Annotated in this window: 20 protein-coding genes and 1 tRNA gene; 12 read left to right on the plus strand and 9 right to left on the minus strand. The window is 41.5% G+C overall.

The window, feature by feature from the left end; translation table 11 throughout:
* Nucleotides 1-74 precede the first annotated feature (74 nt).
* Together V7L20_RS29940 and V7L20_RS29945 are read left to right on the plus strand one after the other, a co-directional pair.
* Complete coding sequence (locus V7L20_RS29940) at nt 75-710, plus strand: YqiA/YcfP family alpha/beta fold hydrolase (RefSeq protein ID WP_334747564.1); 636 nt, start codon at nt 75-77, stop codon at nt 708-710.
* Nucleotides 711-879: 169 nt separating this feature from the next.
* Nucleotides 880-2,025, plus strand: coding sequence for a histidinol-phosphate transaminase (locus V7L20_RS29945; protein ID WP_334747565.1), 1,146 nt, complete (start codon nt 880-882; stop codon nt 2,023-2,025).
* A gap of 8 nt (nt 2,026-2,033) precedes the next feature.
* Here the strand turns inward: V7L20_RS29945 and V7L20_RS29950 are convergent, their stop codons facing one another.
* Both V7L20_RS29950 and V7L20_RS29955 read right to left on the minus strand, forming a co-directional pair.
* Nucleotides 2,034-2,588 carry a hypothetical protein gene (locus V7L20_RS29950; protein WP_334747566.1) on the minus strand — a complete coding sequence of 185 codons (555 nt, stop codon included), beginning with the start codon at nt 2,586-2,588 and terminating at the stop codon, nt 2,034-2,036.
* Nucleotides 2,589-3,655: 1,067 nt separating this feature from the next.
* Nucleotides 3,656-4,288: a GNAT family N-acetyltransferase gene (locus V7L20_RS29955; protein ID WP_334747567.1), complete on the minus strand. Its 633-nt coding sequence runs from the start codon at nt 4,286-4,288 to the stop codon at nt 3,656-3,658.
* 1,369 nt (nt 4,289-5,657) lie between these two features.
* Here V7L20_RS29955 and V7L20_RS29960 point away from each other — a divergent pair.
* From V7L20_RS29960 to V7L20_RS29970, 3 genes are all read left to right on the plus strand, one after another.
* Nucleotides 5,658-9,251 (plus strand): response regulator, encoded by a 3,594-nt coding sequence (locus tag V7L20_RS29960; RefSeq protein ID WP_334747568.1) that lies wholly within the window; start codon nt 5,658-5,660, stop codon nt 9,249-9,251.
* Between the two features lie 71 nt (nt 9,252-9,322).
* Nucleotides 9,323-10,594 (plus strand): hypothetical protein, encoded by a 1,272-nt coding sequence (locus tag V7L20_RS29965; protein ID WP_334747569.1) that lies wholly within the window; start codon nt 9,323-9,325, stop codon nt 10,592-10,594.
* 50 nt (nt 10,595-10,644) lie between these two features.
* Nucleotides 10,645-10,715: transfer RNA gene (locus V7L20_RS29970), tRNA-Gly, on the plus strand.
* A 281-nt stretch (nt 10,716-10,996) separates the two neighbouring features.
* On the opposite strand, the gene pstB is transcribed toward V7L20_RS29970, so the two are convergent.
* The 4 genes from pstB to pstS all read right to left on the minus strand — a co-directional run bounded on the left by pstB (nt 10,997) and on the right by pstS (nt 15,077).
* Nucleotides 10,997-11,803, minus strand: a complete 807-nt coding sequence (pstB, locus tag V7L20_RS29975) for a phosphate ABC transporter ATP-binding protein PstB (RefSeq protein ID WP_334747570.1) — start codon at nt 11,801-11,803, stop codon at nt 10,997-10,999.
* 57 nt (nt 11,804-11,860) lie between these two features.
* A complete protein-coding gene (pstA, locus tag V7L20_RS29980) occupies nt 11,861-12,742 on the minus strand; it encodes a phosphate ABC transporter permease PstA (RefSeq protein ID WP_334747571.1) in 882 nt (293 codons plus the stop codon).
* 19 nt (nt 12,743-12,761) lie between these two features.
* Nucleotides 12,762-13,712, minus strand: a complete 951-nt coding sequence (gene pstC, locus V7L20_RS29985; RefSeq protein WP_334747572.1) for a phosphate ABC transporter permease subunit PstC — start codon at nt 13,710-13,712, stop codon at nt 12,762-12,764.
* Between the two features lie 183 nt (nt 13,713-13,895).
* Complete coding sequence (pstS, locus tag V7L20_RS29990) at nt 13,896-15,077, minus strand: phosphate ABC transporter substrate-binding protein PstS (RefSeq protein WP_334747573.1); 1,182 nt, start codon at nt 15,075-15,077, stop codon at nt 13,896-13,898.
* A gap of 783 nt (nt 15,078-15,860) precedes the next feature.
* On the opposite strand from pstS, the gene V7L20_RS29995 reads away from it, so the two are divergent.
* Both V7L20_RS29995 and lspA read left to right on the plus strand, forming a co-directional pair.
* A complete protein-coding gene (locus tag V7L20_RS29995) occupies nt 15,861-16,448 on the plus strand; it encodes a biotin transporter BioY (RefSeq protein ID WP_334747574.1) in 588 nt (195 codons plus the stop codon).
* 71 nt (nt 16,449-16,519) lie between these two features.
* Nucleotides 16,520-16,996 carry a signal peptidase II gene (lspA, locus tag V7L20_RS30000; protein WP_334747575.1) on the plus strand — a complete coding sequence of 159 codons (477 nt, stop codon included), beginning with the start codon at nt 16,520-16,522 and terminating at the stop codon, nt 16,994-16,996.
* A gap of 188 nt (nt 16,997-17,184) precedes the next feature.
* On the opposite strand, the gene V7L20_RS30005 is transcribed toward lspA, so the two are convergent.
* Entirely contained in the window at nt 17,185-17,856 is a 672-nt protein-coding gene (locus V7L20_RS30005; RefSeq protein ID WP_334747576.1) for a hypothetical protein, read from the minus strand.
* Nucleotides 17,857-18,284: 428 nt separating this feature from the next.
* Between V7L20_RS30005 and V7L20_RS30010 the strand changes: the two genes are divergently transcribed.
* Nucleotides 18,285-20,555 (plus strand): transglycosylase domain-containing protein, encoded by a 2,271-nt coding sequence (locus tag V7L20_RS30010; protein ID WP_334747577.1) that lies wholly within the window; start codon nt 18,285-18,287, stop codon nt 20,553-20,555.
* A 319-nt stretch (nt 20,556-20,874) separates the two neighbouring features.
* Nucleotides 20,875-21,174, plus strand: a complete 300-nt coding sequence (locus tag V7L20_RS30015) for a four helix bundle protein (protein WP_334747578.1) — start codon at nt 20,875-20,877, stop codon at nt 21,172-21,174.
* Nucleotides 21,175-21,222: 48 nt separating this feature from the next.
* Here V7L20_RS30015 and V7L20_RS30020 read toward each other — a convergent pair whose 3' ends face one another.
* Nucleotides 21,223-22,638 carry a DUF4335 domain-containing protein gene (locus V7L20_RS30020; RefSeq protein WP_334747579.1) on the minus strand — a complete coding sequence of 472 codons (1,416 nt, stop codon included), beginning with the start codon at nt 22,636-22,638 and terminating at the stop codon, nt 21,223-21,225.
* The gene (locus tag V7L20_RS30025) at nt 22,635-23,261 is read right to left on the minus strand and encodes a DUF3038 domain-containing protein (RefSeq protein WP_334747580.1); all 627 of its coding nucleotides are present in this window, start codon (nt 23,259-23,261) and stop codon (nt 22,635-22,637) included. The genes V7L20_RS30020 and V7L20_RS30025 overlap by 4 nt, the downstream gene beginning before the upstream one ends.
* A 507-nt stretch (nt 23,262-23,768) precedes the next feature.
* Here V7L20_RS30025 and V7L20_RS30030 point away from each other — a divergent pair.
* From V7L20_RS30030 to V7L20_RS30040, 3 genes are all read left to right on the plus strand, one after another.
* Complete coding sequence (locus V7L20_RS30030) at nt 23,769-24,287, plus strand: adenine phosphoribosyltransferase (protein WP_334747581.1); 519 nt, start codon at nt 23,769-23,771, stop codon at nt 24,285-24,287.
* 73 nt (nt 24,288-24,360) lie between these two features.
* On the plus strand, nt 24,361-25,407 hold the full coding sequence (locus tag V7L20_RS30035) for an ABC transporter permease (RefSeq protein WP_334747582.1): 1,047 nt from the start codon (nt 24,361-24,363) through the stop codon (nt 25,405-25,407).
* 103 nt (nt 25,408-25,510) lie between these two features.
* On the plus strand, nt 25,511-25,792 hold the full coding sequence (locus tag V7L20_RS30040) for a hypothetical protein (RefSeq protein WP_334747583.1): 282 nt from the start codon (nt 25,511-25,513) through the stop codon (nt 25,790-25,792).
* Nucleotides 25,793-26,072: the final 280 nt, after the last annotated feature.

The raw sequence follows: 26,072 nt of genomic DNA on the forward strand, positions 1-26,072 counted from the left end.
TTAGGAGTTGAAGAAAGAAACTCATAATTTAAAACTTAAAATTCTTAACTTCTTACTCCCTACTATCTACGGCTTTGCAATATATATATCTTCACGGTTTTGCTTCCAGCCCTAATTCTGCCAAAGCGCAGGATATAGGCGATCGCTTTGCCCAAATTCACACAAAGCTAAAAATTCCCGATCTAAATGCTGACGATTTTTCGCAGTTGACAATCACTCGTCAGATTACTCAAGTTTTAGCAGAATTTAGTAATAATTCTACGCCAGTAACGCTCATTGGCTCCAGTTTAGGCGGCTTGACCTGTGCCCACTTAGGACAGCAATATTTACAAGTGCAACGTCTTGTGCTACTAGCACCAGCTTTTGAGTTTTTATCCCATTGGTTGCCCAAACTAGGTTATGAAGAAGTACAACAGTGGCGGCAAGAAAAATATATTATGGTCTACCACTATGGGGAGGAGCGAAAACTTCCCTTAAGTTACGATTTCGTTACAGATGCTGGCCAATACCAAGAGGAGTTTTTGCAACGTTCTATCCCCACCCTGATTTTGCATGGGAAAAATGATGAAGTCATCCCGATCGAAGCTAGTCGTGACTTTGCGCGTTGCCGTTCTTGGGTAAAGTTAGTCGAATTCAATAGTGACCACGCCTTGGGTAATGTTATGGAAGAAATTTGGCAGGCAATTCGCCTCTTTTGCCAATTACCTTGAAGCTGTAAAATATTAAACTCGGACTTAATCTAATATTTTTCAGTAAGTACTACTTAACTCGTAGATCCAAAGAGGCTATATTTACCCACTATCAAGCATGGATAAGGGAAAGTAAGTCTTTTGTCAACAGTATTGATTTAAAATCCAAAATCTAAAATCTAAAATTAATATGCTTCCCTTTATCCGGTCAGATTTAGCCAAATTTACCGCCTACAAACCTCACCCCAGCAGCGATACAGCCGAATCTGTCCCTGTGCAATTTGATCGGCTAGATACAAATGAAAGCCCTTATGATTTACCACCTGAGTTGAAAGAGAAGCTAGCCTGGACATATCAGCAAGTAATTGAAACAAATCGTTATCCTGATGGCGGACATGAGACACTTAAAGATGCGATCGCCCAATACGTCAATGAATCAGCCGGTCTGTCGCTATCCAATACTACTGCCAATATTTCTGTTGGAAATGGTTCAGATGAGTTAATCCGTTCTTTATTAATCGCCACCTGTCTAGGAGGAGAAGGTTCAATTCTAGTTGCCAATCCCACTTTCTCTATGTACGGGATTTTGGCGCAAACTTTGGGTATTCGTGTAGTGGGGGTGGGTAGAAATGAAACAAATTTTGAAATTGACTTAAAAGCCGCACAGGCTGCGATTGAACAAACTCAAAATCCCCCCATTCGCGTAGTTTTTGTAGTGCATCCCAATTCACCGACAGCCAATAGCTTAACTACGGCAGAGTTGGCATGGTTAAGAAGTTTGAGTGAGCATATTTTGGTAGTAATTGATGAAGCTTACTTTGAATTCAGTCAAACTACTCTAGTAAGTGAATTAGCACAGCGCCCTAATTGGGTGATATTACGTACTTTTTCTAAAGCCTTCCGGTTGGCAGCTCTCCGTGTTGGCTATTGCGTTGCTCATCCTGAAGCGATCGCCATCTTAGAAAAAGTTCGCTTACCTTACAATCTCCCTAGCTTTTCCATAGCAGCAGCATTAGTTGCTTTACAAAACCGCACACTCTTATTAGAGTCAATTCCCCAAACCCTGAGTGAACGAGCCAAACTCATCGAAATTTTATCCCAGCAACCAGAACTACAAATTACTGCAAGCACTGCTAACTTTATTTACCTACGTCTTAAACCAAATAGCTTTAAGTCACCAGATGCTGCGTTAAAAACTTTCCACCAAAAACTTAGAACACTTGGCACCGTTGTGCGACACATTAGCGGAGGACTGCGAATTACTGTAGGAACAATTGAGGAAAACGCCCGCACCATTAATCGAGTACAAGCTGTTTTAGCAAATTTAGAATTTTAGCAATTCACTCAATAATTAAATCGGCTGTTCACCTCACTGCCCAAACGGCGTACTATTCCCACTGTTTGTGGCAGCACACCTACTAAAAGAGCAAAAGCAGCATCCGGCAGAAGAGTCACTATATCTGGTGGAAAGTACTGTTCAAATTGATCGAGAATTTTCTGAACTCGCTGCCCAGGCACTGGGTTTTCTGTAATTTGTTTGATCAATCGAATCCACTGTCGTCTAATCAAGTAAGCCTTCTGGCGTTCTTCATTAGATTCGGGAGTTAATAAAGACAGATTCCCTATGGGCAGTGCCCTTTGGCAATCACAATCGTAATCCCCACCTACAGCAGCCCCAGGCCCAGCAAACTCTGCATGATAGCGTTTAAAGAGGATTAATCCATTTCGTCTACGACTATTGACGATGAAAACTTCCCCACTGTGTAAACGCGTAAGGATATCCGAGCCTTGTGATTGCTCAGTTTCATCTGGCATGACAAGATAGTCAAGGAAACTAGCTTCAGGGTAATAAGTTGATACCATAGAGGTCTGATAGCGCCGATGCTGTTCGCTATCCATGTTTTTTAAACTTTCAACGAATTTGGTAGTAGTATGCACTTCAAAACAAAATTAACTGTTATGTCAAATCAGGTTTTTGAATTCTTTATATTATCAAGAGTCTTTTGACCAATTTTACTAAGATAGTAATAAATAGGCATTGTTTAGTAATTGAGTGATCATATTTTATGAGATATAATTAGATTTGTCTTCCAATTTCGAGAGGGTTTTATTAAAGTTTTTATAAAGATAAACATCTTAATTAAAAAGTTATTATGAGCTATTGCTAGTTTTACTAGGGCAATTGTGCAGCTATATTTTATTATAATTAATTTATTTGTCTATAATAAAAAATTTTAAAATACTTGTCGTTTAATATCAAACAAAAAAGACAAACTTTAATAAGTTAATTATTTCAAATAATTTTTTCAAAGTTATATATTTATTAATCTTACGAATAATAAGTTCCGTAAAAAGTCCAAACAAAATATGCTTTAAATAATTATTCAAAGCTATGTAGTAGCCCTAAATAATTCGTAACTTTTTTTGCTTCTTTTCTTTTATAAGAGACGCTACGCATTGGCAGATACCTTTTATAGAGATAGTGGTTCGATAATTTTTTCAAAAATCTAAGTTGATGTAGGGTGTGTTAGGACAGAGTCAGTAACAAAGTCTTTAGACAGTGTTATACTATCGTCTGACACACCCTACATGTATTTCAAAAATAAAATATCAATCCTATAATTAATACTAGCTTATAAGAATCATATTTGATTTCTGAAAAATTTCAGTAGTCTTGTAGTAGCGTATCAAGGCTAAATTTGTACAATAAATTTTGTAGGTTGGGTCGTTCGCGTCAGCGTCGCGCAGCGAAGAATGAAACCTAATACCCCGATGAATGTAGGGTTTCACGTTGCTCAACAACCTACGTTTAATGCATTATTTTAGCCTTGACACCCTATGTATATTTCAAAAATAAAATACTAATCCTATAGTTTTTAATTAAGTTAGTTTGTGCTTTGATTGTCTATATTAGTGATAAATTGTACCAAAATTAATTACAACATCAGAACTTACTGCAAAAAAATTCAAATCGTGAAATCAGTACTCAGATGCTTGTGCAATAACATTTGGCTTGAGCGTTTTAGGAAAAATTTATTCCAATTCGATTCAACTTTATGCACCCGATATCCCAACTTGAAATAAAGTTGCCTTGCTTGATGGTTATTTTCCAAAACGTGGAGATATAAGTCTTCAAATCCCCAATCACGAGAAATTTTCTCACAGCTAGTTAGTAACCCTGAAGCAACACCGTGTCTACGGTATTGTGGGTGAACCGCTAAGTTAGATAAGTAAGGAAAACCCATGCCAATCTGGCTCCATGAATCACTGTAACGTACACCCAGTTCTACACTTCCTACTAAATGATTAACCGCACCAGTAGTAGCTTCAAAGGCTACTAAACAAATATGACGCGACGGAGGTGATGCCATGCGATGCCTTAAGTCTTCGTAAATACCCAGACGTAGCAATGGAAAAGCCCATCCCCATATACCCTGTTGGGAGTGAAAGCTTTCAGCAATAATTTGAGAAACACTGATCAAATCAGCAGGTGTAGCTGTACGAATTTGAAATTGCCAGCAAGCTGGATTGATTGGCTGTTGCTGGCATGGATGAAAAAACCGATATTTCAAGGCTAATTTAGTATTGATTTTATTCAACGAAAATTTTCTCAAATATCCTTAAACGCCATTTAAACTGAAGAAAAACTTTAATCTGCCCAGGAGATTGAACTAACCTAAGATTGCTAATTCGCTTTTGCTTGTGGAGCATACAAAGTTTTACACTTTAGTTTGAGGCTTCATAGCCTGTATTGTTGGAAAAGTCTTAGAAGTTACAGCTTCATCAATCTACTATCTTCAGTTCAGGTGCATCCCTTGCTTTAGGTAGGGAGAATATCAATCTGTTTACCACAAAAACATCTATAAAGTCGAACAGGTTTAGGTGAATAGGTAGATAAATAGCATAACCTGTCCGTAAACATTATCTACAAAATTGTTAAGTAAGTACACTACCGACAAATTCTGCTTGCAAACCACTTTTAGTTACATGAACTCGCTTAAGCAATTGCCGCTACACTAACAGGATTTTACTACTAGTACAGGTCGGCAAAAATAAACCTACCATTTCATTACAGCCAAAAAGTTCAAAATTAAAGGCTTTTGATTTTTGAGAGCCAGTTGCTACCCTGCCTTAACGCTAAGAGCGAACAAGTCAGCAAAGCCGCAAGGGTACACTGGTTCCTTTTGACTTCCGCCTTGCGGTAATAGGTTGTATTAGTAGGCTGGCAGTTACTGGAGCAGAATCTCCAAGATCCCTAACTTCTTAACTCTACACTTGTCTTAATGATAGTTCTGATTGCTAAATTAGAAGGAGGTATTTGTCTAATAGTATACTTTGGCTTTAAATTTTTTTATTTTAATATTACTGACTCTACCATGACTACCATAAATAAAATTTACCTGCAAGTGTTATTACAACTGCCGCAAAGGGAAAACTTAATATGCAGCTTCATCTGGATTTGTCAGCTAGCTATGAGCGCTGTATGTAGTATCAGACATTGCTCACAGGAGGTGAAGGAAAATTTGGCAAGCAGCGACTCTGTAACCATTGGTGTCAACTTAAGAAAAAATCTGCTTTGAGAGGACGTTTTGCCTTCATCCCCTAACCCCTTCTCCTAACTTGGAAGAAGGGGAACTAGAGAATTTGCTCGTCTCTGGCAAAATTGCCTTCAGGGTTGGGGGTGAGGGTCAAAACTGGAAAGTTCACCAAATCTAGCTTATAGGTTAAGTTGACACCTATGCTCTGTAACCCTCAAACTGATTATGAAAAATTACACTGCACCAACGCAAATGGTAATAGGCATAAGCCATTGAGACGAATTACTGTGCGTAAACGCTCCTACACTCAGCAGTCATGTAGCCAAACAGCCTTATTGGTCAAAATGCTCTGCTCTTACCTGACTCAGAAAAATCCTTACCTGATCAGATTATTCTTTATCCGACTGCCGTTGCAGCAGGAAAGCGGTGCATGAAATCCCAAGCAAACAGTAAGCCTAAAATTTTGGTTGTCGATGATGAACCAGACAACCTTGACTTGCTTTACCGCACTTTCTATCGCGACTATAAGGTGCTAAGGGCGAATTCTGGTCCTGCGGCACTTGATCTGCTGGCTCAAGAAGGGGAGGTCGCAGTGATCATCTCCGATCAGCGGATGCCGATGATGAGCGGTACAGAATTTTTGAGCCTGACAGCAACTCAATATCCAGATATTATCCGGATTATTTTAACTGGCTACACCGATGTCGAAGACCTGGTGGAAGCTATCAACGCTGGTAAGGTATTTAAATATGTCACTAAACCGTGGGAAGCTGAGGAACTCAAAGCAGTGGTACGCCAAGCTTTGGATACTCATAATGTCCTCAAAGCCCGTACCCGCGAGCTTACCCGCACACTCCGACAAGAATCGTTGCTGAATACTGTTACAAATACGATTCGCAGTGCTTTAGACTATCGCCAAATTTTGCAGGCAATTGTAGATACAGTGGGTCACATGTTGGAGGTGGATGTTTGCCTGTTGCGTCCTTTCCAAGATGAGCAGTTAGCAGATACAGGATTTATTTATCAGAAGCCTCTTTCTGAAGAAGCAGGGGAACAGACACCAACAGAGGTACAGACAAATCATTCTTCTGCTGTGCCTTTCTCACTCTCTGCTCCTCTGCCTCTTTTGGCTGAAACTGTATGGGAAACTCGTGAAGTGCAGGTGATTCACGATGTAACTGATGATGAGCGTATTCACGGTCATACTCCCGAACTGCGTCAACGTGGGGAAGCTTTTGCTGCCGCTAACATTTGCTCTAGTTTAGTTGTGCCATTGATCTGCCAACAAGAACTGATGGCAGTGCTGGCACTACATCAGTGTTCTCTGCCTCGCTTCTGGGGAGATGATGAGGTGCAGCTAGTGTTGATGGTGGCGGATCAGGCAGCTTTAGCTTTGTCTCAAGCTTATGCTTACGAACAAGTACGTGCCCTTGCCAAGCGAGAAGCCCTAATTAATACAATTACTAGCGCGATTCGCTCTAGTTTAGACCCCCAAGATATTTTTGCGGCGATCACCCAGCAATTGGGACAAGCTTTACAAGTCGATGGCTGCGTACTGTCTTTGTGGACAGAGGAAAATGAGTTTGTCCAGTGTGTGGGTTTGTATGACAGTTTTCAACATTCGGAAAATTTGCGTAGGGATAGCCCAACCCAGGCATCGCCAGCCCTAAACAATAATCAAGGTAGTCAAAATTACCTAGTTCCTCTGAAATTACCCTATTCTCAAGCATCTATACAGGAGAATCCAATCCTCCAACAAATGCTACAGACACATGAACCTGTGGTAATTGGTAATGTAAGCCATTCTCTGTTAGATATGCAGGGTTTTGATTTACCTTTAAAAATGCCAGCGCGATCGCTAATGTTTGTGCCATTATTGGCTGATGGTAAATGCATCGGTAGTATTACTTTACATGAAGGTAAAAAAGTACGCCAATGGCTCTCATCTGATATTGATTTGGCGAAAGCAGTAGCATCTCAAGCAGCGATCGCTGTGCAGCAGTCATACCTATATCAAAAAACTCGTCAACAAGCTGAACGCTTACTGGAATTAGATAAACAAAAAACCGAATTTTTCCAAAATATTTCCCATGAGTTTCGTACACCCATCACCTTGATTCAAGGGCCTTTAGAGTCGGCGGTGGCTGCTAGTGAAGGATTATCTTACTCCCAAAGTGCGATCGCCCTGCGTAACTCCCGCCGCCTCCTGCGACTGGTAAATCAACTCCTAGATTTACAACGCCTGAATGCGGGGAGAATGCAGCCTAGTTTCCATCGCTGCGATTTAGTGGAATTTGTCAGCCAAATAGTGGAATCTTTTCGTCCCTACTGTGAGAAAAAGAGACTGCATCTCGTTACCCAGTTAGATGAATGTTCTCCGGTGTACTTGGACATGGAAAAATTTGACAAAGTGGTTTATAACCTCCTGTCAAATGCGATGAAGTTTACTCCCGAAGGTGGGACGATTAGTGTCAGATTAAAATCTGAGCGCGATCGCTGCATATTACAAGTACAAGACACTGGAATTGGCATTATTAAAGAACAAATTCCCCACCTCTTTGAACGCTTTCGCCAAGCTGAAGGTTCAGCAAACCGATCATATGAGGGTAGTGGTTTGGGTTTAGCTTTAGTTAAAGAATTGGTCGAATTACATGGTGGTCAAGTCACTGTAGAATCAGTTTACGGACAAGGCACTACCTTTAGTTTATGGCTGGTGACAGGAAATGCTCATTTACCTGCACAGCAAGTACTAGAAACGCCTAGCGAACTGAATACTAGCCGCGCTAGCGTAGAATTGGCTGATTTAGAAGTAGTAGAGTCAACAACAGACAATATTGAAGATATTACAATAAACCTCTTCCCCTGTATTGATAATCAAGACTCAGTACTTAAGACTCAGCAACGCCAGACCGCTCAACAGGAGGAACCCCTGCACACGGCTGGCTCCTCAATTTTAGTTGTAGATGACAACCCGGATTTACGAACCTATGTATCTGCTATTTTCCGCCGTAACGGCTATCATGTGCAGACAGCTCGTAACGGTTCTGAAGGGCACAGTATAGCTAAGGAAATTATACCCAGCTTAATTGTGACTGACTTAATGATGCCCTTGGTGAGCGGACTTGAGATGATTCAAATGATCCGCAAAGAAGAGAAATTGAGAGGAATACCAATCATTCTGCTGACAGCAAAAGCTGACGAAGAAACCCGCATCGAAGGTACAGAACATGGCGCAGATGCTTATTTAGCAAAACCATTCAATGATCGGGAACTTTTAGCGGAAGTTCGGAATCTTTTGGCATTGAAGGAAAATGAACGGCGAATTGTGGAGTTAAATACTTATCTAACAGAATCTGTGTTAAAGCGCTTTTTACCGGCTGTATTGGTACAAAAAGCTGCAACTGGAGATTTGACGTTAGATTTGCGCCCAGAACCACGCTTAATTACAGTTTTGTTTAGTGATATCGTAGGTTTTACACAGCTATCAAATACTCTCAGATCCCGAAGAGTCGCAGAGTTGCTAAATGAATATTTAGAAGCCATGACCAAGGTTGTATTTGGCAATGGCGGCACTGTAGATAAGTTTATGGGAGATGCTATCTTAGCTTTATATGGAGCGCCGGAAGAGTTAACCCCCAATGAACAAGTGCGTCGTGCCATTAATACAGCAAGAGCAATGCACCGCTCACTGGCTGAGTTGAACCAGCGCTGGCGAAACCAAGGTGTATTCGATGGTGACAGACTTAATAGCGTCCAGTTTCGGTGCGGTATCCACCAAGGGACTGCTGTTGTGGGGATGTTTGGTAGTGCTCAACGGGCTGATTATACTGCCATTGGTCCAAGTGTGAATATTGCTGCAAGGTTGCAAGCTGCTGCTGTTCCCGGTACTATCTTGGTTTCTGCTGCTGTGGCAGATTATTTGCAGGAAGAAGAAATTATTAAAGGTAGTCCGCTAGAACTGAAAGGAGTAGATGAAACAGTTTTGACTTTTGCTGTTACACCAGAGGTAATGGTTAATCGCTAAAATTTAGACTGGTTTTTTAAAGCATTAGCAATGAGTAAGAGTGCCTAATCATATCCAGTTTATAATATAATATGAGACCATCAGTTGCAGACAAAACCAAAATTCCAAGCAAAGTCTGGAGGCGAAACACTGATCCACCAGCTTTATGGATTTCTGTCTTTATAGGTTCAGTCTCTCTGCACTTGCTAGCGTTTTGGCTGATGCGCTCATCTAATATATTCAGTCTGTGGTTTCCTCAACAAAGTCAATCTGTTGTTCCCATTGAATTAATAGACATTACTCCCAAAACAAAATCAATAACCAAATCAAAATCAACAGCCAAAACAGCTTCGCCAAAGCCAGCATTCACAACTCAAAAGTCTGTACCAGCACGTTCACCACAAATAGCACGACGAACTACACCTAGAAATCAAGATTTTGGCGCAAGAAATTCTGCGGATAATCTCCAGCAGAAGAAGCAAACTTACGCCTCTCAACCTAATAGCCAACGCATTAGACAACAGAGAGTTGCTAGGGCGACACCGACATTGACACCGAAATCTACACCGACACCTAAACCTACAGTTCCAGTCGGTAATCTACCTTGGAACCGCCGTCAAGAAATCAAACTGGGAAAGGGAACGCTACTACCAACAGATAATCCATCAAATTCACCGGGTTTGGAAGCCGAAAACAGAGAAATGCCACGTACCCCCGCTCAGAAAACTCCAGCAACAGCGATAAAAAAAACTCCAGCAACTTCGACTAGCCAAACTCCAGCAACACCGATTAGGGAAACTGCACGCACTCCCACTCAGGAAACTCCAGCAACAGCGACTAAAAAAACTCCAACAACTTCGACTAGCCAAACTCCAGCAACACCGACTAGAGAAACTACACGCACTCCCACTCAGGAAACTCCAACAACTTCGACTAGAGAAACTCCAGCAACTCCTATTGAGGGAGCATCGGTAGCAATAGTAGCTCCTTTGCTTAGAAATGAAGTTAGTAGCTTGATACAATCAGGAGAATTACGACAAGATGCTTTACCCGACGTTATCGCTTTATATAGGGGAAGCAACACAAAACAATTAGACTCAAGTTTTCTTGTCCACAATTCTGGACTTGAACCAGCACAACTCTTGGCTAGCTTAATAATTGATAACAATGGCAATTTTCAACAGGCTGTAGTTTTAGAAATAGAACCAGCAACATTGCGAAGTGAAAAAAGCACATACCAGCGAGTCCTTAGCGAAGTTTTTAAAACAGAAAACTTTATTGCTGCTCACAACAACGATGGCACAAAACCAGAATTAAGCAATCTGTATGTCAGGATCAAAATCCAACCTGCTAATTCCAACTAAATGCTTGAATTTCTACGAAAACTGTGTTAAATTTAGAGAGTTGGGATTTTGCGGGCGTAGTTTAGTGGTAAAACTATAGCCTTCCAAGCTATTAATGCGGGTTCGATTCCCGCCGCCCGCTTAGAAAAACTCTGAAATGCACTGGTTGAGTATGGTGTAATTCCACCTGATATTTTAAAGACAAGGGGCAAGATACAATTCTCGTCAAAGCTAGGCAAAAATAAACAGCTTAATTATTCCTTTTATTGACTAATAAACAACCATAATTGATCAAGCAATGCCTGCGGCGGGGTACGCCTACGCTAACCTTGGCAAACAAATAAAAAACTAGAGGAATATCGCCTAGTTTTAATTTTCGAGTATCCCTCATTGTTCTAAAATCAACAATGTATATTTATCTATTTATCCAAATCTGCCACTAACGTAATCTCTGGTATCTTGCTGCTGAGGATTGTTGAAAATTAGTTCTGTTGCGTCGTACTCTACCATGTAGCCGTTACGGCCTCCGCCCTCTGTAGTCCGAACGTTAAAAAAGGCTGTTTTATCAGAAACCCGTGCTGCTTGTTGCATATTATGGGTAACGATAACGATTGTATATTGCTCTTTAAGTTGGTGAATTAGTTCTTCAACCCGCAACGTAGAAATAGGGTCAAGGGCAGAGCAAGGTTCATCCATTAATATAATTTCAGGTTGGACTGCGATCGCACGAGCAATACATAACCTCTGTTGTTGTCCACCAGATAAAGACGAACCACTTTGTCGCAATTTATCTTTTACTTCGTCCCACAAAGCAGCTTGTCGCAAACTCCGTTCTACCAATTCATCCATATTACCTTTGTAGCCGTTGATTTTGGCTCCAAAAGCAATATTGTCATAAATTGATTTTGGAAATGGGTTTGGTCTTTGAAACACCATCCCAATTCTCCGACGTACTTCTACAGGATCAATGTCGGATGCATATAAGTTTTTATCGTAAAAAAGTATTTTACCTTCTGCCCGAAATGACTCAATCAGGTCATTGAGACGGTTATAGCATCGCAACAAGGTACTTTTACCACAACCAGAAGGGCCAATAAAGGCTGTAACCTGATTTTTTGGTATATCTAGCCAGATATTTTGCAAGGCTAAAAATTTGCCGTAGTAAACGTTGAGGTTTTCGGTGCGTAAAACAGTTTGAGTATCGTTGAGTGTGCTAATATTGTTAGCCATAAATTAAATGTAGTATTAGTTTTAGCGATACAAATCCGCTATGTAGATGCTATTTCACTAAGCTTTCTTGCGAGTTGCCCAGCGAGCGATGATACTTGTGATTAGAACCATCAATACTAAAATCAAAGATGCTGCCCAAGCTAGTGATTGCCAATTTTTGAACGGAGAAATAGCATATTTGTAGACCAAAACAGCAAGGGAAGCTGTTGGTTGGAATAAGCTATCAGGCCAAAAATTGGAAAACAGCGCGGTAAATAGTAAAGGTGCGGTTTCTCCAGATGCTCTGGCGATCGCTAGCGTTGCCCCTGTTACAATTGCAGGTAAGGCTGCTGGCAACACTACTTGTGTTACTGTTTGAAAGTTAGTTGCTCCTAACCCTACAGATGCTTGTCGCAAATCTTGGGATACTAACTGCAAGGCTTCATCAGTGGTTCGGACAATAATTGGCAACATCAAAATTGCCAGTGCAAACCCTCCACCGAGAGCAGAATACGATCCTAAGTTTAACTTTACCAGTGTCAAAACTACAATGCCATAGGCAAATACTCCAGCAATAATTGACGGGACTCCACTCAGGACGTTAGCCGCAAAACGTACCCATCTCGCTACTTGGGCCGAGCTAAATTCTGTAATGTAAATCGCCGCCAAAACACCAAATGGAATACTAATTAGGGCAGCAATTCCTACCATTAATAGGGTACCCAAGATTGCATTACCAAAGCCTCCTCCCTTTTGTAAAGCTTTGGGTGGCAGTTCAAAAAAGATACTAGGACTCAAACTGCTAAAGCCTTGAATAATAACGTAAGAAAGTACTGCTAGCAAAGGCACAAGTGCCAATACCCCACAGATAAATGCGACTACAGTCATTACTGTATTAAACAATGTCCTTTGAGACATGGGAGCGCGAGTGAGACTGCGCTCTGGAAAACTAGAAGTCATAATTCAACCCAAAAATAAGCTACAGTCGCTTGACTCTCAAAACAATAAACTCTGCCATGATATTGACTACCAAGGTCAAGAAGAATAGAACTAAAGCAGCATACATTAAAGCCGAAACTTGCAAACCACTAGCTTCTGAAAATTGATTTGCTAGTAGAGAAGAAATCGTATTGCCTGGTGCTAACAGTGAGATACTAATGTTGTTGGAATTACCAATCAACATCGTTACAGCCATTGTTTCTCCCATTGCCCGACCGAGTGCCAACATCACAGCACTAACTATCCCCGAAAAGGCTGCTGGAATCAGAACTTGTAAGATCGTTTCCCATCGGGTTGCTCCTAGTCCTATGGCGGCTTGGCGCAAACTAGGAGGTATAGAAATCAAAGCATCGCGCGATAGGGCTGTGATAATGGGCAAAGTCATAATTGCTAATATGACTCCCGCCGGTAACATTCCCGGACCTGTAGGGGAGGTGCTAAAAAATGGTATCCAGCTAAAGTAACTATTGAGCCATTTTCCCAAGTTAGTTAAGATAGGCACTAAAACAAAAATACCCCAAACGCCGTAGACAACGCTGGGAATAGCTGCGAGCAGTTCTACTGCAAAAACCAATACCAACTTCACTTTTGCGGGTAAAAAATCCTCGCTTAATACAATCGCAGTACCAACTCCAATCGGTACAGCTATTAGTAAACCTATAAAGGAACTCAAGAGAGTTCCATAAATCTGAGGGAGAACCCCGTAGCTATCATTAACTGGGTTCCAAGTGGTGTTAGCTAAAAAGCTAGCACCAAACTTTTGGATAGCTGGGCCAGAAGCAATTGCAACTTGGAAGCCGATCCATAATAAAGTAGCAGCGACCCCAAAGGCGAAAATTTTAGTAAGCCAAATAAAACCCCGATCTAGGGACTTTTCTACATCAGAGCGATTTTTTGTCGCTGATGAAAGGTTTTGAGAATTTGTAGTCATGACTACCGACTTTCACAATTAAATCAGAGGAAGATATAGGAGGCAACCATATCAACAATTTTGTTGCCTCATCGTCTTTTGAAACTGAGATATTGGTAACCTAGAGTTCTAAATTACAAATGCCTATAGTCCACTAAGCAGCCTAAAACTATTGTTTAAAAATGCCTATAGTTTGGACTGTAGCTATTTGCTAGCGTTAGTACTATTACCAACAGCGATTTTATAATCTGGACTAATTTGATCGGCAGCAGCAGCTACCTTTGTGATGACGTTTTGGGGTAGAGGAACATAACCTAGTGCAACAGCCTGTTTTTGTCCCTCATTTAAAGCGTATTCGATCGCAGCTTCAACTGCCTTACCTTTTGCCGCATTGGCATATTTCTTGTAAGCCAAAATCCACGTATAAGTGACGATAGGATAGGAATCAGCGCCTTGTGGATCGGAAATGAAAACACGAAGATCGGGCGGTAGAGTTGCTGATGCCAAAGTTTTAGAGGCTGACTCCTCACTAGGTGCAATAAACTTACCACCTTTATTTTCTAAAGCAGCAAACTTAAGACTATTTTGTTTGGCATAGCCGTACTCGACATAACCAATAGAACCTTGTGTTTGTTGGATTTGGGCGGTAACACCCTCATTCCCTTTCGCACCAACTCCTGTAGGCCAGTTGACAGTTTTGCCTTCACCAACTTTAGTCTTCCACTCTGGGCTAATAGCGCTGAGGTGTTTTGTAAACACACCTGTTGTTCCGCTACCATCAGAACGATAAACAACTGTGATTGGCTGTTTAGGAAGCTTTGCTCCTGGGTTAGCCTTAGCAATTTGGGGATCATCCCAAGACTTAATTTTGCCTAGTAGAATATCAGCGTAAACAGTTCGTGGTAGTTTTAGTTCTGGAACATCTGGCAAGTTGTAAGCTAGCACAATGCTACCAGCAGTTACAGGCAGTAAAATAACACCTCTATCTGCTGGCACTTTCTGGATTTCTTCATCCTTCATGGCAACATCACTAGCACCAAAGTCTACAGTTCCTTTAATAAACTGCTCAACTCCAGCACCACTACCAACTGAAGCATAGTCAACTTGCAGATTTGGATATTTTTTGTTTAAATCCGTAAACCATGTATCATACAGTGGTGCTGGGAAAGACGCACCAGCCCCGCTTAACTTGAGATTTCCACCCAAATCTAATTTGTTTGTGCTAGAGGCTGTGGTATCTGTAGCTGTGCCAGAAGGAGTATCTTTGGTGGCTGTATTATCTGGGTTTTGCTGTCCGCCACATGCAGCTAGGCTGATTGTCAGTGCTAACACTGAAACTGAAGCTGTGAGGCGATGAATTTTTGTTACACTCAGAGGCAAGGGCATCGCTATCAATGTTTGTATAACTTTTCAGGTGAGCGCTTCTCAGGATACTCCTAAAGGATGAAGGTTAAGGTAAAGGATAGGTTAACAAAATAAAAAATACTTATTTTTTTTTGATGAAGAACAAACACTTATTGCTACTTTTACTTAATAAAATTTATACTACTGCTTTAGTTACATTTTAGAAAGAGTATCACAGTAAATTGATTATAGATATTTACAAAACTCTATTATTAGAGTAACTTTATTTGTCAAGTGAGAAAAAATGTCTCAAAAAATCACAAATTCTGGTATGATTTAAAACTATTATATAAAATTAATAATTTCTGAAAGTTCTTGCTGCTTAGAGGTCTAAACAGACTTAAATTCATAATTAAACAATCTAAGTTTAGACAGTGAACTTATTGTTTAGAGAAAGCAGAAGAAAAACCATAAATTGCCTCTTTTATGGAGAGTAGGCGGGGCGATCGCTAACAAAATAGCGAATTAAGCAACTACCTCTACCACTTTGTACAGAAGTAAGCATTGAATCTAAAAATTTAGTTGAAATACTATATTTTACTAATATTAAATTAGGTCAAATACTATATTTAGACTACGCTTCAGTCAATAAATTACAGCTATAGACACCTAAGCCATAATTTACACAATAGAAAAATTACATACCAAAAAGGCAAAAAAAATATGTTAATTCTTAAAGGTGTCAGCACAAGCCTTATTTTAACACTAATGAATATACTAGTTGCTGTTGGTTTTCCCTTTTGCCTTTCCCTGGTTGACTGATAAATGTTTGCTGCTTCCAATCAATTACTATGGTCAATGATTGGCTTGCTCCTGACAATGGGTGGTACTTTCCTAGAAGCTTATGGCATCACCTCACCTTGGAATTGGAGTAAGCACGGAATTCAGACTTTTTCATTAGGTGTCACTTTTCAAGTTGGCGCAGTATTGTTGGTAGGTTGTTTAGGGGGCAAAAATGCTGGAGCGCTCTCACAAATTGCCTATTTAGTCATGGGGTTGACCTTATTACCTGTATTTGCCGATGGGGGCGGTATTGGTTATATTAAGCTATCCCAATTCGGCTATCTCTTAGGCTTTATTCCTGGAGCTTGGATTTGTGGCTTGTTCGCTTTTAAAGCTAGACCTCGACTAGAAACTCTCGCCTTTAGTTGCATGTGTGGCTTGTTAACTCTCCACCTATGCGGTATTAGTTATTTGATTATTAGCTATATTTTTCAGTGGAAAGGTACAGAAAACCTACCCTTAATCCAAGCAATCCTCAAATACTCCTGGTTTGCACTACCAGGTCAACTAAGTGTGGTCTGTGCCGTTACTGTAATAGCATATATATTGCGTCACTTAATGTTTTATTAGTCATCAAGGGGCTAAGGATTAAAATTCTTTTAATCTCTAGCTCCTAGTCCCTAATCCTAGCCCCTAGTTTCATGCGTTTAAAAAATCGCCTTTTCTGGATCGCTGCCTTCATAGCTTTTTTCTTAGATCAAATAACAAAATACTGGGTGGTACAAACCTTTAGCTTGGGGCAAACACTGCCACTCTTACCTGGAATATTTCACTTCACTTATGTCACTAACACTGGTGCTGCTTTTAGTCTGTTAAGTGGGAAAGTAGAGTGGTTGCGCTGGTTATCTTTAGGAGTGAGTTTAGTATTGATAGCGTTGGCCTTGTTTGGCCCAACCTTAAATTTTTGGGATCAGTTAGGCTATGGCTTGATTTTAGGTGGAGCTATGGGCAACGGTATTGATCGCTTTGTTTTAGGCTACGTCGTTGATTTTCTTGATTTTCGCCTGATTAACTTTGCTGTATTTAATGTAGCAGATTCATTTATCAGTATCGGTATAGTTTGCCTTTTAATTGCTTCTTTCCAAAAAACACCGACTTCAATTGACAGGTCGCATTAAACTCTTAAGCCTGGGATGATTAATCCCAGGCTATTGATTACTAAAACCTTTGCTCAGTCTTATATGCGAAGACTTGATCTATTGGTTCGAGGTATTTTTAAATTATTATCTTACACCAGGTTGCATAACTGGTGTAAAAAGTTAAGATGCACTGGCGATCACTGATGGCAAACTATTATTCAGATTAATTATCGGCTAGGAGTTGGCGAACTAGAGCCTGGAGTATTATTGGGAGAACCTGTACTTGGTTCGGGATTGCTGTCAGTAGTACCAGATTCAGGTGTAGTTGGGTTTCCTGGTACGGTAATGCTGCCAGGAGCGCCAGACTCAGGTGAAGTTGAGCTACCTGGTTCGGTACTGCTGCCAGGAGTGCCAGGTTGAACTGGAGTAACGCTTCCTGGTGGAGTTAAGTTGCCAGGAGCGCCAGAATCAGGTGGGGTAACGGTTCCTGGTGCTGGAGTTAAGTTGCTAGGAGCGCCAGGTTCAGGTGCAGGTGTACTGCCTGGTGCTGGAGTGGTCTCAGGAGTGGCAGTTCCAGATCCAGGTGCAGTTGTGCTGCCTGGTGCAGTTGTGCTATCTGGAGTGGTAGTGCTACTGGGCGTGGTTTCTGTTGGTGCGGTAGTGCTACCAGGAGCGCTAGTGGGTGTAAGTGCTGTGCCGCCGGGACAGCGGGAGTTGAGTGGAAAATACTCGCACAGAATTTTCATCCCTTCTGGCGACATCTTAATTTCCGTTGGTGCACTAGTTGAGTCGCTACTGGATTGGGCTATGGAGGATTTACTAGATTCGGCCACAGCAATGTTAGCGGTGAATGCTAAAGATAAAGCTGCACCAATCAGAGTCAGAGATTTTCCCATCATTACTGTAATTAACCTCAACGGAACACTCGGTTTATTAAAACAGACAATTAAGATTTAGAAAATCTTCCTAAATGAAGATATTTAGGTTTATTTCAGAATATGTGGATATGTAAATTAGTAAAAATTAAATCTGTTATTTTTTATTAGCTAGTATTTAATAACACAAAAAGCCATAGTATATTTATAGTCTTTCTAAGATTAATAGTAGATATCACAAGGCTTTAAAAATTTATAAAGAAATTTTTCTTATAACTAAGTGACGTAAATAACAAATAATTTTTGGTTTTGAGCTAAAATTAAGTATAAATTAGCTCAAAAAATTCCGTATAGATAATTTATGCTTTGGCTTATGAGTAAAATGATGAAAGACTAACATCTAAATTGTAATTCGCCCGATTCTTCACTAAAAAGTGTGATGTGAATAGCCGATGAGTTCTCCCCAACCCCCTCAAAAGCCACAAACTTTACTTGGTCAACTGACTCAAGCGGTACATACGATCCAAGCTAGGGTCGATTTTTCCAAATTGGCGCTCAAGCCTAATGCCAAAGTACCGGAACTCTGGGTGCAGGATGCGGGAACGGATAAAGCAGAGGTATATCCACTGTTGGGCGATCGCTATATTCTAGGTCGTAGCTCTAAATCCAGCGATATCGTCATCCGTAACCCTGTTGTCAGCCAGATTCACCTGTCGCTATCGCGGAATTCTACTCAACGCACACCAGTTTTCGTTATCAAAGACGAAAACTCTACCAATGGCATTTATCGTGGTAAGCGTCGTGTTAGTTCTCTAGAACTGCGTCACGGCGATATTCTGACTCTGGGGCCCCCAGAACTCGCTGCTTCTGTGCGGTTGCAATACGTCGATCCACCAGCTTGGTATGTGAAAGCTGCAAGTTGGACAGCTTATGGCGTTGGCGGTACTAGTACCCTGTTAGCGTTAGTAATTGGCGTCGAATGGCTAAAATTTCAAGTTAAACCCCTACCTACAGCTACACGCGCCCCAGTAGTTGTTTACGCTCGTGATGGAGCCACTCCCCTAAGAGAGCCTCGGACTACCTCCCATGTAGACATGAAGCGATTAGACGAATTTGGCCCTTATTTGCCTGCTGCGGTGGTGGCTTCAGAGGATAGTCGTTATTACTGGCACTTTGGGGTTGATCCTGTAGGAATTTTACGAGCCGTATTGATCAATAGCCGTAGTGGGGATGTGCAACAAGGAGCCAGCACTATTACCCAGCAAGTTGCCCGCAGTTTGTTCCGCGAGTATGTAGGCAGACAGGATACCCTTGGTCGCAAATTGCGAGAAGCAGTTGTTGCTCTGAAGCTCGAAACCTTTTACAGCAAAGATGATATTTTGCTGATGTACTTAAATCGGGTTTTTTTGGGCGGAGATACCTCTGGCTTTGAGGATGCATCGCGGTATTATTTTGAGAAGCCGGCTAAAGAATTAACTTTGGCAGAAGCAGCAACATTAGTAGGAATTTTACCTGCTCCCAACGCCTTCGATTTTTGTGGGGATAGTCCAAATAAGCTAGAAGCAGCTGAATACCGAAATCGTGTGATTAAGCGGTTGCTGGAGATGGGCAAAATTAAACAAGAGGATGCGAACCGAGCTAGACGCTCCACTGTGCAAATTAGTCCTAAAGTCTGCGAACAGCAAGCTAAGACGATCGCTCCTTATTTTTACAGTTACGTCTTCTCTGAACTTGAATCAATCTTGGGGGAGGGAGCTGCAAGAGAAGGAAATTATATCATTGAAACCAAGCTCGATCCAGCCATACAGAGCCAAGCAGAAGCAGCATTGAATAATTCAGTGAACAACGTCGGTAGAAATTTTAATTTTTCTCAAGGGGCAGTAGTCACTCTTGACTCTAGTACAGGCAGTATCCTGGCAATGGTGGGCGGGACTGATTACAGAAAAAATCAGTTCAATCGTGCCGTTCAAGCCAAAAGACAACCAGGTTCCACCTTTAAAATCTTTACTTACACTGCTGCTATTCAACAGGGAATTTCAGAATCCAAAAGTTATTCTTGCGCCCCTTTAACTTGGCAAGGCTTTACTTATAAACCTTGTCGTGCTGGTGCTGACACTAGTTTAGATATTGCAACAGGGTTGGCTCTTTCAGAAAATCCGATTGCCCTACGAGTTGCCAAAGAAATCGGGCTGAATAAAGTGGTGGCAATGGCACAGAATTTGGGAATAAAGTCAAGCCTCGATCCAGTTCCTGGCTTGGTACTAGGTCAAAGTGTAGTCAATGTTTTGGAGATGACTGGTGCTTTTGGCGCTATTGGTAATGGCGGTGTACGGAATCCTCCCCATGCGATTAACCGAATTTTAGACAGTGGTGATTGCCGCGATCGCAATGATATCAAAACCTGTCGTGTAATCTACTCCTTCGACCAAGATCCAAATGCTAACAAACGAGTGCTGTCAAATGGTGTAGCCGATGAGATGACTAGTTTGATGCGTGGCGTAGTCACCAGAGGTACTGGGCGTAGTGCTGCCATTGGACTGGGGGAAGCTGGGAAAACAGGCACGACTGATAAAAACGTTGACTTATGGTTCATCGGTTTTATCCCCAGTCGGCGGCTTGTAACTGGTGTTTGGTTGGGAAACGACAATAATTCTCCTACATATGGTAGCAGCGCTCAAGCAGCTCAATTGTGGGGGAATTATATGCAGAGAATTACAAGGTGAATTGGGCATTGGACACTTGTACTGAGCATATCGCTAAAGCGAAAGCTCCGCTAACGCGTAGCGTCTCCAAGAGTTGCCGAAGTCTTGGGCATTGAGAATTGGGAACTATTGATCAAGAAATGATCAAGGGAATTTTGTGAGAAGACCTGATTTTGAGGACTTAGAAGTTTATCAACTAGCTGAAAAGCTAGCTAATGAAATTTGGGGCGTTGCTCAATCAAAGTATGAATTGACATTTTTGATATAACTAAACAACGATTCTTTCGCCTTTGCGTCTTTGCGTGAGACTAATTCATACTTTCAATCAGCAACGCCAAATTTGGCGTATTATAAGGGATGGAACAATTTCATTAAAGATACACTGGGTAAGCAACTTGTTCGGTCTGCTGATAGTATTTGTGCGAACATTGCAGAAGATAGAGGTAGATACAACGACTTAGACAATCGACGTTTTGTCAAAATTGGGAGAGGCTCTTTGTATGAAACTATCAGCTGGTTAAGGTTAGCCTACGCCAGACAGTTATTGACAAATGAACAGGTAAGCAGATTTAAACCAATTCTTGATGAACTATTACCCAAGCTCAATGCTTATCTAAAATCTATAGGGAATAGGGAATAGGGAATAGCAACTTAATTCTTTTCACAATGCCCCATGCCCCATGCCCAATTACTGATATCCCTGCCAAGGAGTAACTTCCAGCGTGCCATTAGGCCTGAATATCACTTGGAAGTGGGCGAGAGGTTCTTTATTGTTGGGAGCTGCTACATTGGAACCGTAGACAGCGTTGAACATCTTGGGAAGGGGTGTTTCGCGGAAATAGTCAAAGGCGACTTGGTTGAGTGGTTCATAGTCAGCAATTACACCATCTTTGTTAACTGCTACCCGATATTTTAAATCTCGTGTAAAGGTGGGAGTGCCACTCCAAGTTTGCCGAACTGTACTATAAAGCTTTTGGTTTAAACCTTTGACTATATTAGAGTCAGTAATTTTTGCACCTACTACCTCTGGCGTCCTAGCATATCCCCGCCAAGGACTAACTTCTAACACACCTTTTGTAGTAAATACTACTCGGAATTGGGCGATCGGTTCTTTAGAAATGGAAAGGCGGCTAGCTGCATTGTAAAGTACGTTAGGCAGAGGAGTTTGACCTACTTCTGTATTTGCCTCTTTATTCACCGCTTTATAACCGACGATCGCTCCATCCGCAGCTACACCCAGACGATAGATCAAATCCTCTTGCAATCCTGAACGATTATTCCAAGCTGGATGAATTTGGTTGTAAACTTGACGATTTAATGCACGCAACTGGGATGGATCGGTAATTTCTGGAACTGTGTTTAAAAGTGCTTCTAAATCTTTAACTGGCGGCTTTCTATTAGCTGTGGATGTTGGTGTGGGGGTTGCAGCAGCTGATGCTGGAGCAGTGATATTGTTTGTAGTAGAAGAACTAGTTTGCTCATCTGGTTTAGGCTGCGGTGGACGCATTTGGGGAGGTGGAATTAAGTTAAAGGCGATCGCTGCTACTGCTAAACTTGACACACCCACAGCAGCAGGAACAGCCTGCCTGATTACAGCTTGACTAGCACCGCCATAGCGTCTAGTAACTGGTTGTAGTTGTAAGGAAAGTTCAGGTAAAGTTTGGGTATCAGCAAAAAACTGATCCACTGCTTCCACTAAATCAAACAACTGTACCGTATTCAAATCTATTTCGACAGGCGGAAGTTTGGAATTGTTAGAGCGATCAAACCCCTCTGGAACGCCTTCTGAATATATAATTAACCTATGTCGGTTGCTGTCAATTTTCCGAAACTCTACTAGCTCCGATTCCTGGTTGTGTGCCTGCGGATTGGGTACACTACTTAAAAATTCTTGGGCATAGCCACTAACAGCCCTTACCAAACTTTCAAAAAACTCCCGCCCTCCCGTTAGGGGTTGGTTGTAACCAGATAAATAACATTCTACATTTACCAATATTGATAATTCCGGGCGCATTTCCTGGAAGTGTGCAGCCCTACTGAGATCACTTAACCCTTCCAAAAGCAGTGTACAATTAGGCAAACTGTACTTACGTTGAATATTCATTCCACTTCACCGTCAAAAAGACTAATCCAGAATCGCTGCATTCCAGCTGTACCAGTACAAAATAGTAATTGTCCTAACAAATTAATCGCTAGCTCATCTAATTTTGCATCAGAAGTTAATGCCAGGACACCAGAACGTCGAGCATTCATCCGGCTCTTAAAATGCGCTCTAAACCGTTCTAGGTAATTAGATAGGCGCAAATTCTGTTCTAATGGAATCTGCTTTTCTTCCATTTGTTGACAGATCATTAGTAACTGGCGAATCACAACAGTTAAACGCCGTGCTATATAGCAAGCAATGACCACTAGAGCTTTTGCTTCCATGATACTTAAGGGACGGCGGATATGCGCTCTCCGTAGTGGATTAGAGCTACGCATCCGCCATAAATTTACCCTGTCTTTAATAATTCCTTTTAAATCCAACTCTTGAGCAAAAGTCAGGATTGCTTCTGAACCACCAAGCTCTAAAGCTTCAATTGCCAGTAAAATCAGGTCAATTTGCAACCGGGTTCTGCGAGGACACGTTTTGGAAGCGATCGCAGGATCTGGCAAAGTGTCCAAAACCATCGGCAGTGAATCTTGAGTTGGACTGTTGAACGGCGTTAAACTTGCTGAGACATTCATTCTACAAATACCTTGTGCGGTTCCAACAGACTAGATAAAACAAATTTAAGATCGGTAGCCAAGACTTAAGCATTAGACTTGTAGCTGTAGCATGACTACCTGATATATACATTACTTAACTCTTTCTACTCAAAGTTTTCTTTATATTGAAATCAAAATTTTAAAACATAACTTAATTCACCTCATTTATTTAGTGCAATACCTCTTCTAGCTTGATTTAGATCCTAATTATCGTCAATAAAGGGCGAAGCTTCAGCCTCGACCCCCAGCGTATGACATTATAGTGTACGATTTTTCAGGTATCTGAAATTGGGCATTGGGCACTTGTACTGAGCTTGTCCTCTTGGTAGTCGAAGGGCGTAGTCGTAAAGCCTGCGGTATAGTTACGCTTAGGGCGCAGCCTCTGGTAGAGTTGGGCGAAGCCGAATTATTGAGCATTGGTTATTAATTCTTCTCCCCCATTCCCTACTCCCTATTCTCCACTCCCCATTCCTCACTCCCCATTTTATGGATTTGAAGTCTCTTGTTCGTGACATCCCAGATTTCCCTAAACCCGGAATTTTATTTCGGGATATTACTACCCTGCTGCGCGATCCAGAGGGACTGCGTTACACTATTGACTTTCTAGCACAAAAATGCATTGAAGCTGGGATAACGGCGGATTATGTCATTGGTATAGAGTCGAGGGGATTTATTTTTGGTTCACCTCTGGCTTATAAATTAGGAACTGGTTTTATTCCCGTCCGTAAAAAAGGTAAGTTACCAGCAGCCGTTTATTCAATTGAATATGAACTAGAGTATGGTATGGACTGCCTAGAAGTGCATCAAGACGGTTTACATCAAGGTAGCCGAATTTTAATTGTGGACGATTTGATTGCCACAGGTGGAACTGCGAGTGCAACAGCAAAGTTAGTGCAGAAGATTGGCTGCGAACTAGTAGGATTTGGGTTTATTATCGAGCTACGGGATTTAGAAGGGCGTAAATATCTGCCGGATGTGCCGATTATCTCTCTTATAGAATATTAGTTATTTGTCATTGGTCATTAGCAAAGGACAAATGACAAATGACCAATGACAGATAATAAAGGACAAAGGACAAATGACATCTACGAAAATTTCAGTGGAGACAGGTCGGGATTGGCTAATAACGCTAGTCACGAGTGAAACTTTTGTTTATGTGGGAAAGCGGGTATTGCAGGCACTACTGACTTTGTTGTTGGCGTCAGCGTTGTCGTTTTTCATTATTCAACTCGCTCCTGGAGATTATGTAGACACGCTGCGGCAAAACCCGAAGATATCGCCAGAAAGAATTGAAGAAATCAAACGGCAGTTTGGTTTGGATAAGTCTTGGCCAGAGCAATTTTGGCTATGGCTATGGCGAATTTTGACAAAAGGGGATTTTGGCACGAGTTTTATTTATCAACGTTCAGTAGCATCGCTGTTGTGGGAACGAGTACCAGCGACTTTGCTATTAGCGATCGCATCTTTAATTGTCACATGGGCGATCGCTATCCCTCTTGGAATCTTTGCTGCTGTTAACCAAAATAAGCTATCAGACCGGGTTTTACAGGTAATTAGCTACGCCGGACAAGGCTTTCCCAGTTTCATCACTGCCTTAGCGTTGCTGGTTTTCGCCCAACTCACCTCTCCTGTGTTCCCAGTGGGTAGTATGACTAGCATCTTTCACTCAGAACTGTCGTGGTTTGGCAGAATCTTAGATATCGGCTGGCACATGATTTTACCCACCATCGCTCTCTCAATTACTAGTTTTGCTGGTTTACAACGCATTACTCGCGGCGAATTATTGGATGTTCTGCGCCAAGATTACATCCAAACGGCTCGTGCGAAAGGACTGCCAGAAAATCGCGTCATTTACGTTCATGCACTCCGCAATGCGATAAATCCCTTGATTACCTTATTGGGTTTTGAATTAGCTAGTTTATTAAATGGTGCTTTCATTGCCGAATTTTTCTTCAACTGGCCCGGTTTAGGGAGGTTGACTCTACAGGCTTTACAAGCTCAAGATTTATATTTGTTAATGGCAAGCTTGGTAATGGGCGCAGTGTTGCTGATTGCTGGTAATTTAATCGCTGATTTAATGTTAAAAGCCGCCGATCCACGCATTCGCCTAGAAAATCTTAATTAGTCACTTGTACTGAGCGTAGCCGAAGTATTAGTCATTGGTCATTAGTTATTAATTCTTCTTCCCCTACTTCCCCTGCTCCCCCACTCTCCCCATCCCTATTCCCATGCTGTCCGAAGTCTATTACTTAGTGCGCTCAAAAACTGACGGTAATTATCTCATAGCTCGTCCTGACACCAAAACATCAGGTTATTTATTGCTGTTTCAGGAAAACTTTGATGCCCTTAGCTATCTCAACACCCACGCAGCAGAAGTGGCAAATCGCTTTTCTGTGGAATCTATTGCGCGTACACAGTTAGGAAACTTACTCAAACGCTGGGGTTTTAGCGGTGTGGGTATTGTGACTGACCCGTTATTGCCAAAGGTTGAGTTTTTGCAGCATAGTTAAGCTCAACTACTGAATAAGGCGAAACTCAAAAGGGGATGTAAAAATCTTACCTACTCAAACATCTTTTATTTTGATCATCTCAGGTGTTAGGTAGTGGGACTTAGACAAAAAGTAGCCTGAAAAAACTCTCAAACGTATATATATAAAGACTTTGACATCGTTTTACCTAGTGTAAACTCACTTTGGTTCTGAAATGTCATCAAGCGGAAGTCCAGCGCGCTTGCTCAGATATCGGCTGGTTCATAAATCATCTTTGTTAGCGGATTGGCCTATTTTAGCC

This window comes from Nostoc sp., assembly GCF_036916735.1.
Classification (GTDB): domain Bacteria; phylum Cyanobacteriota; class Cyanobacteriia; order Cyanobacteriales; family Nostocaceae; genus Nostoc.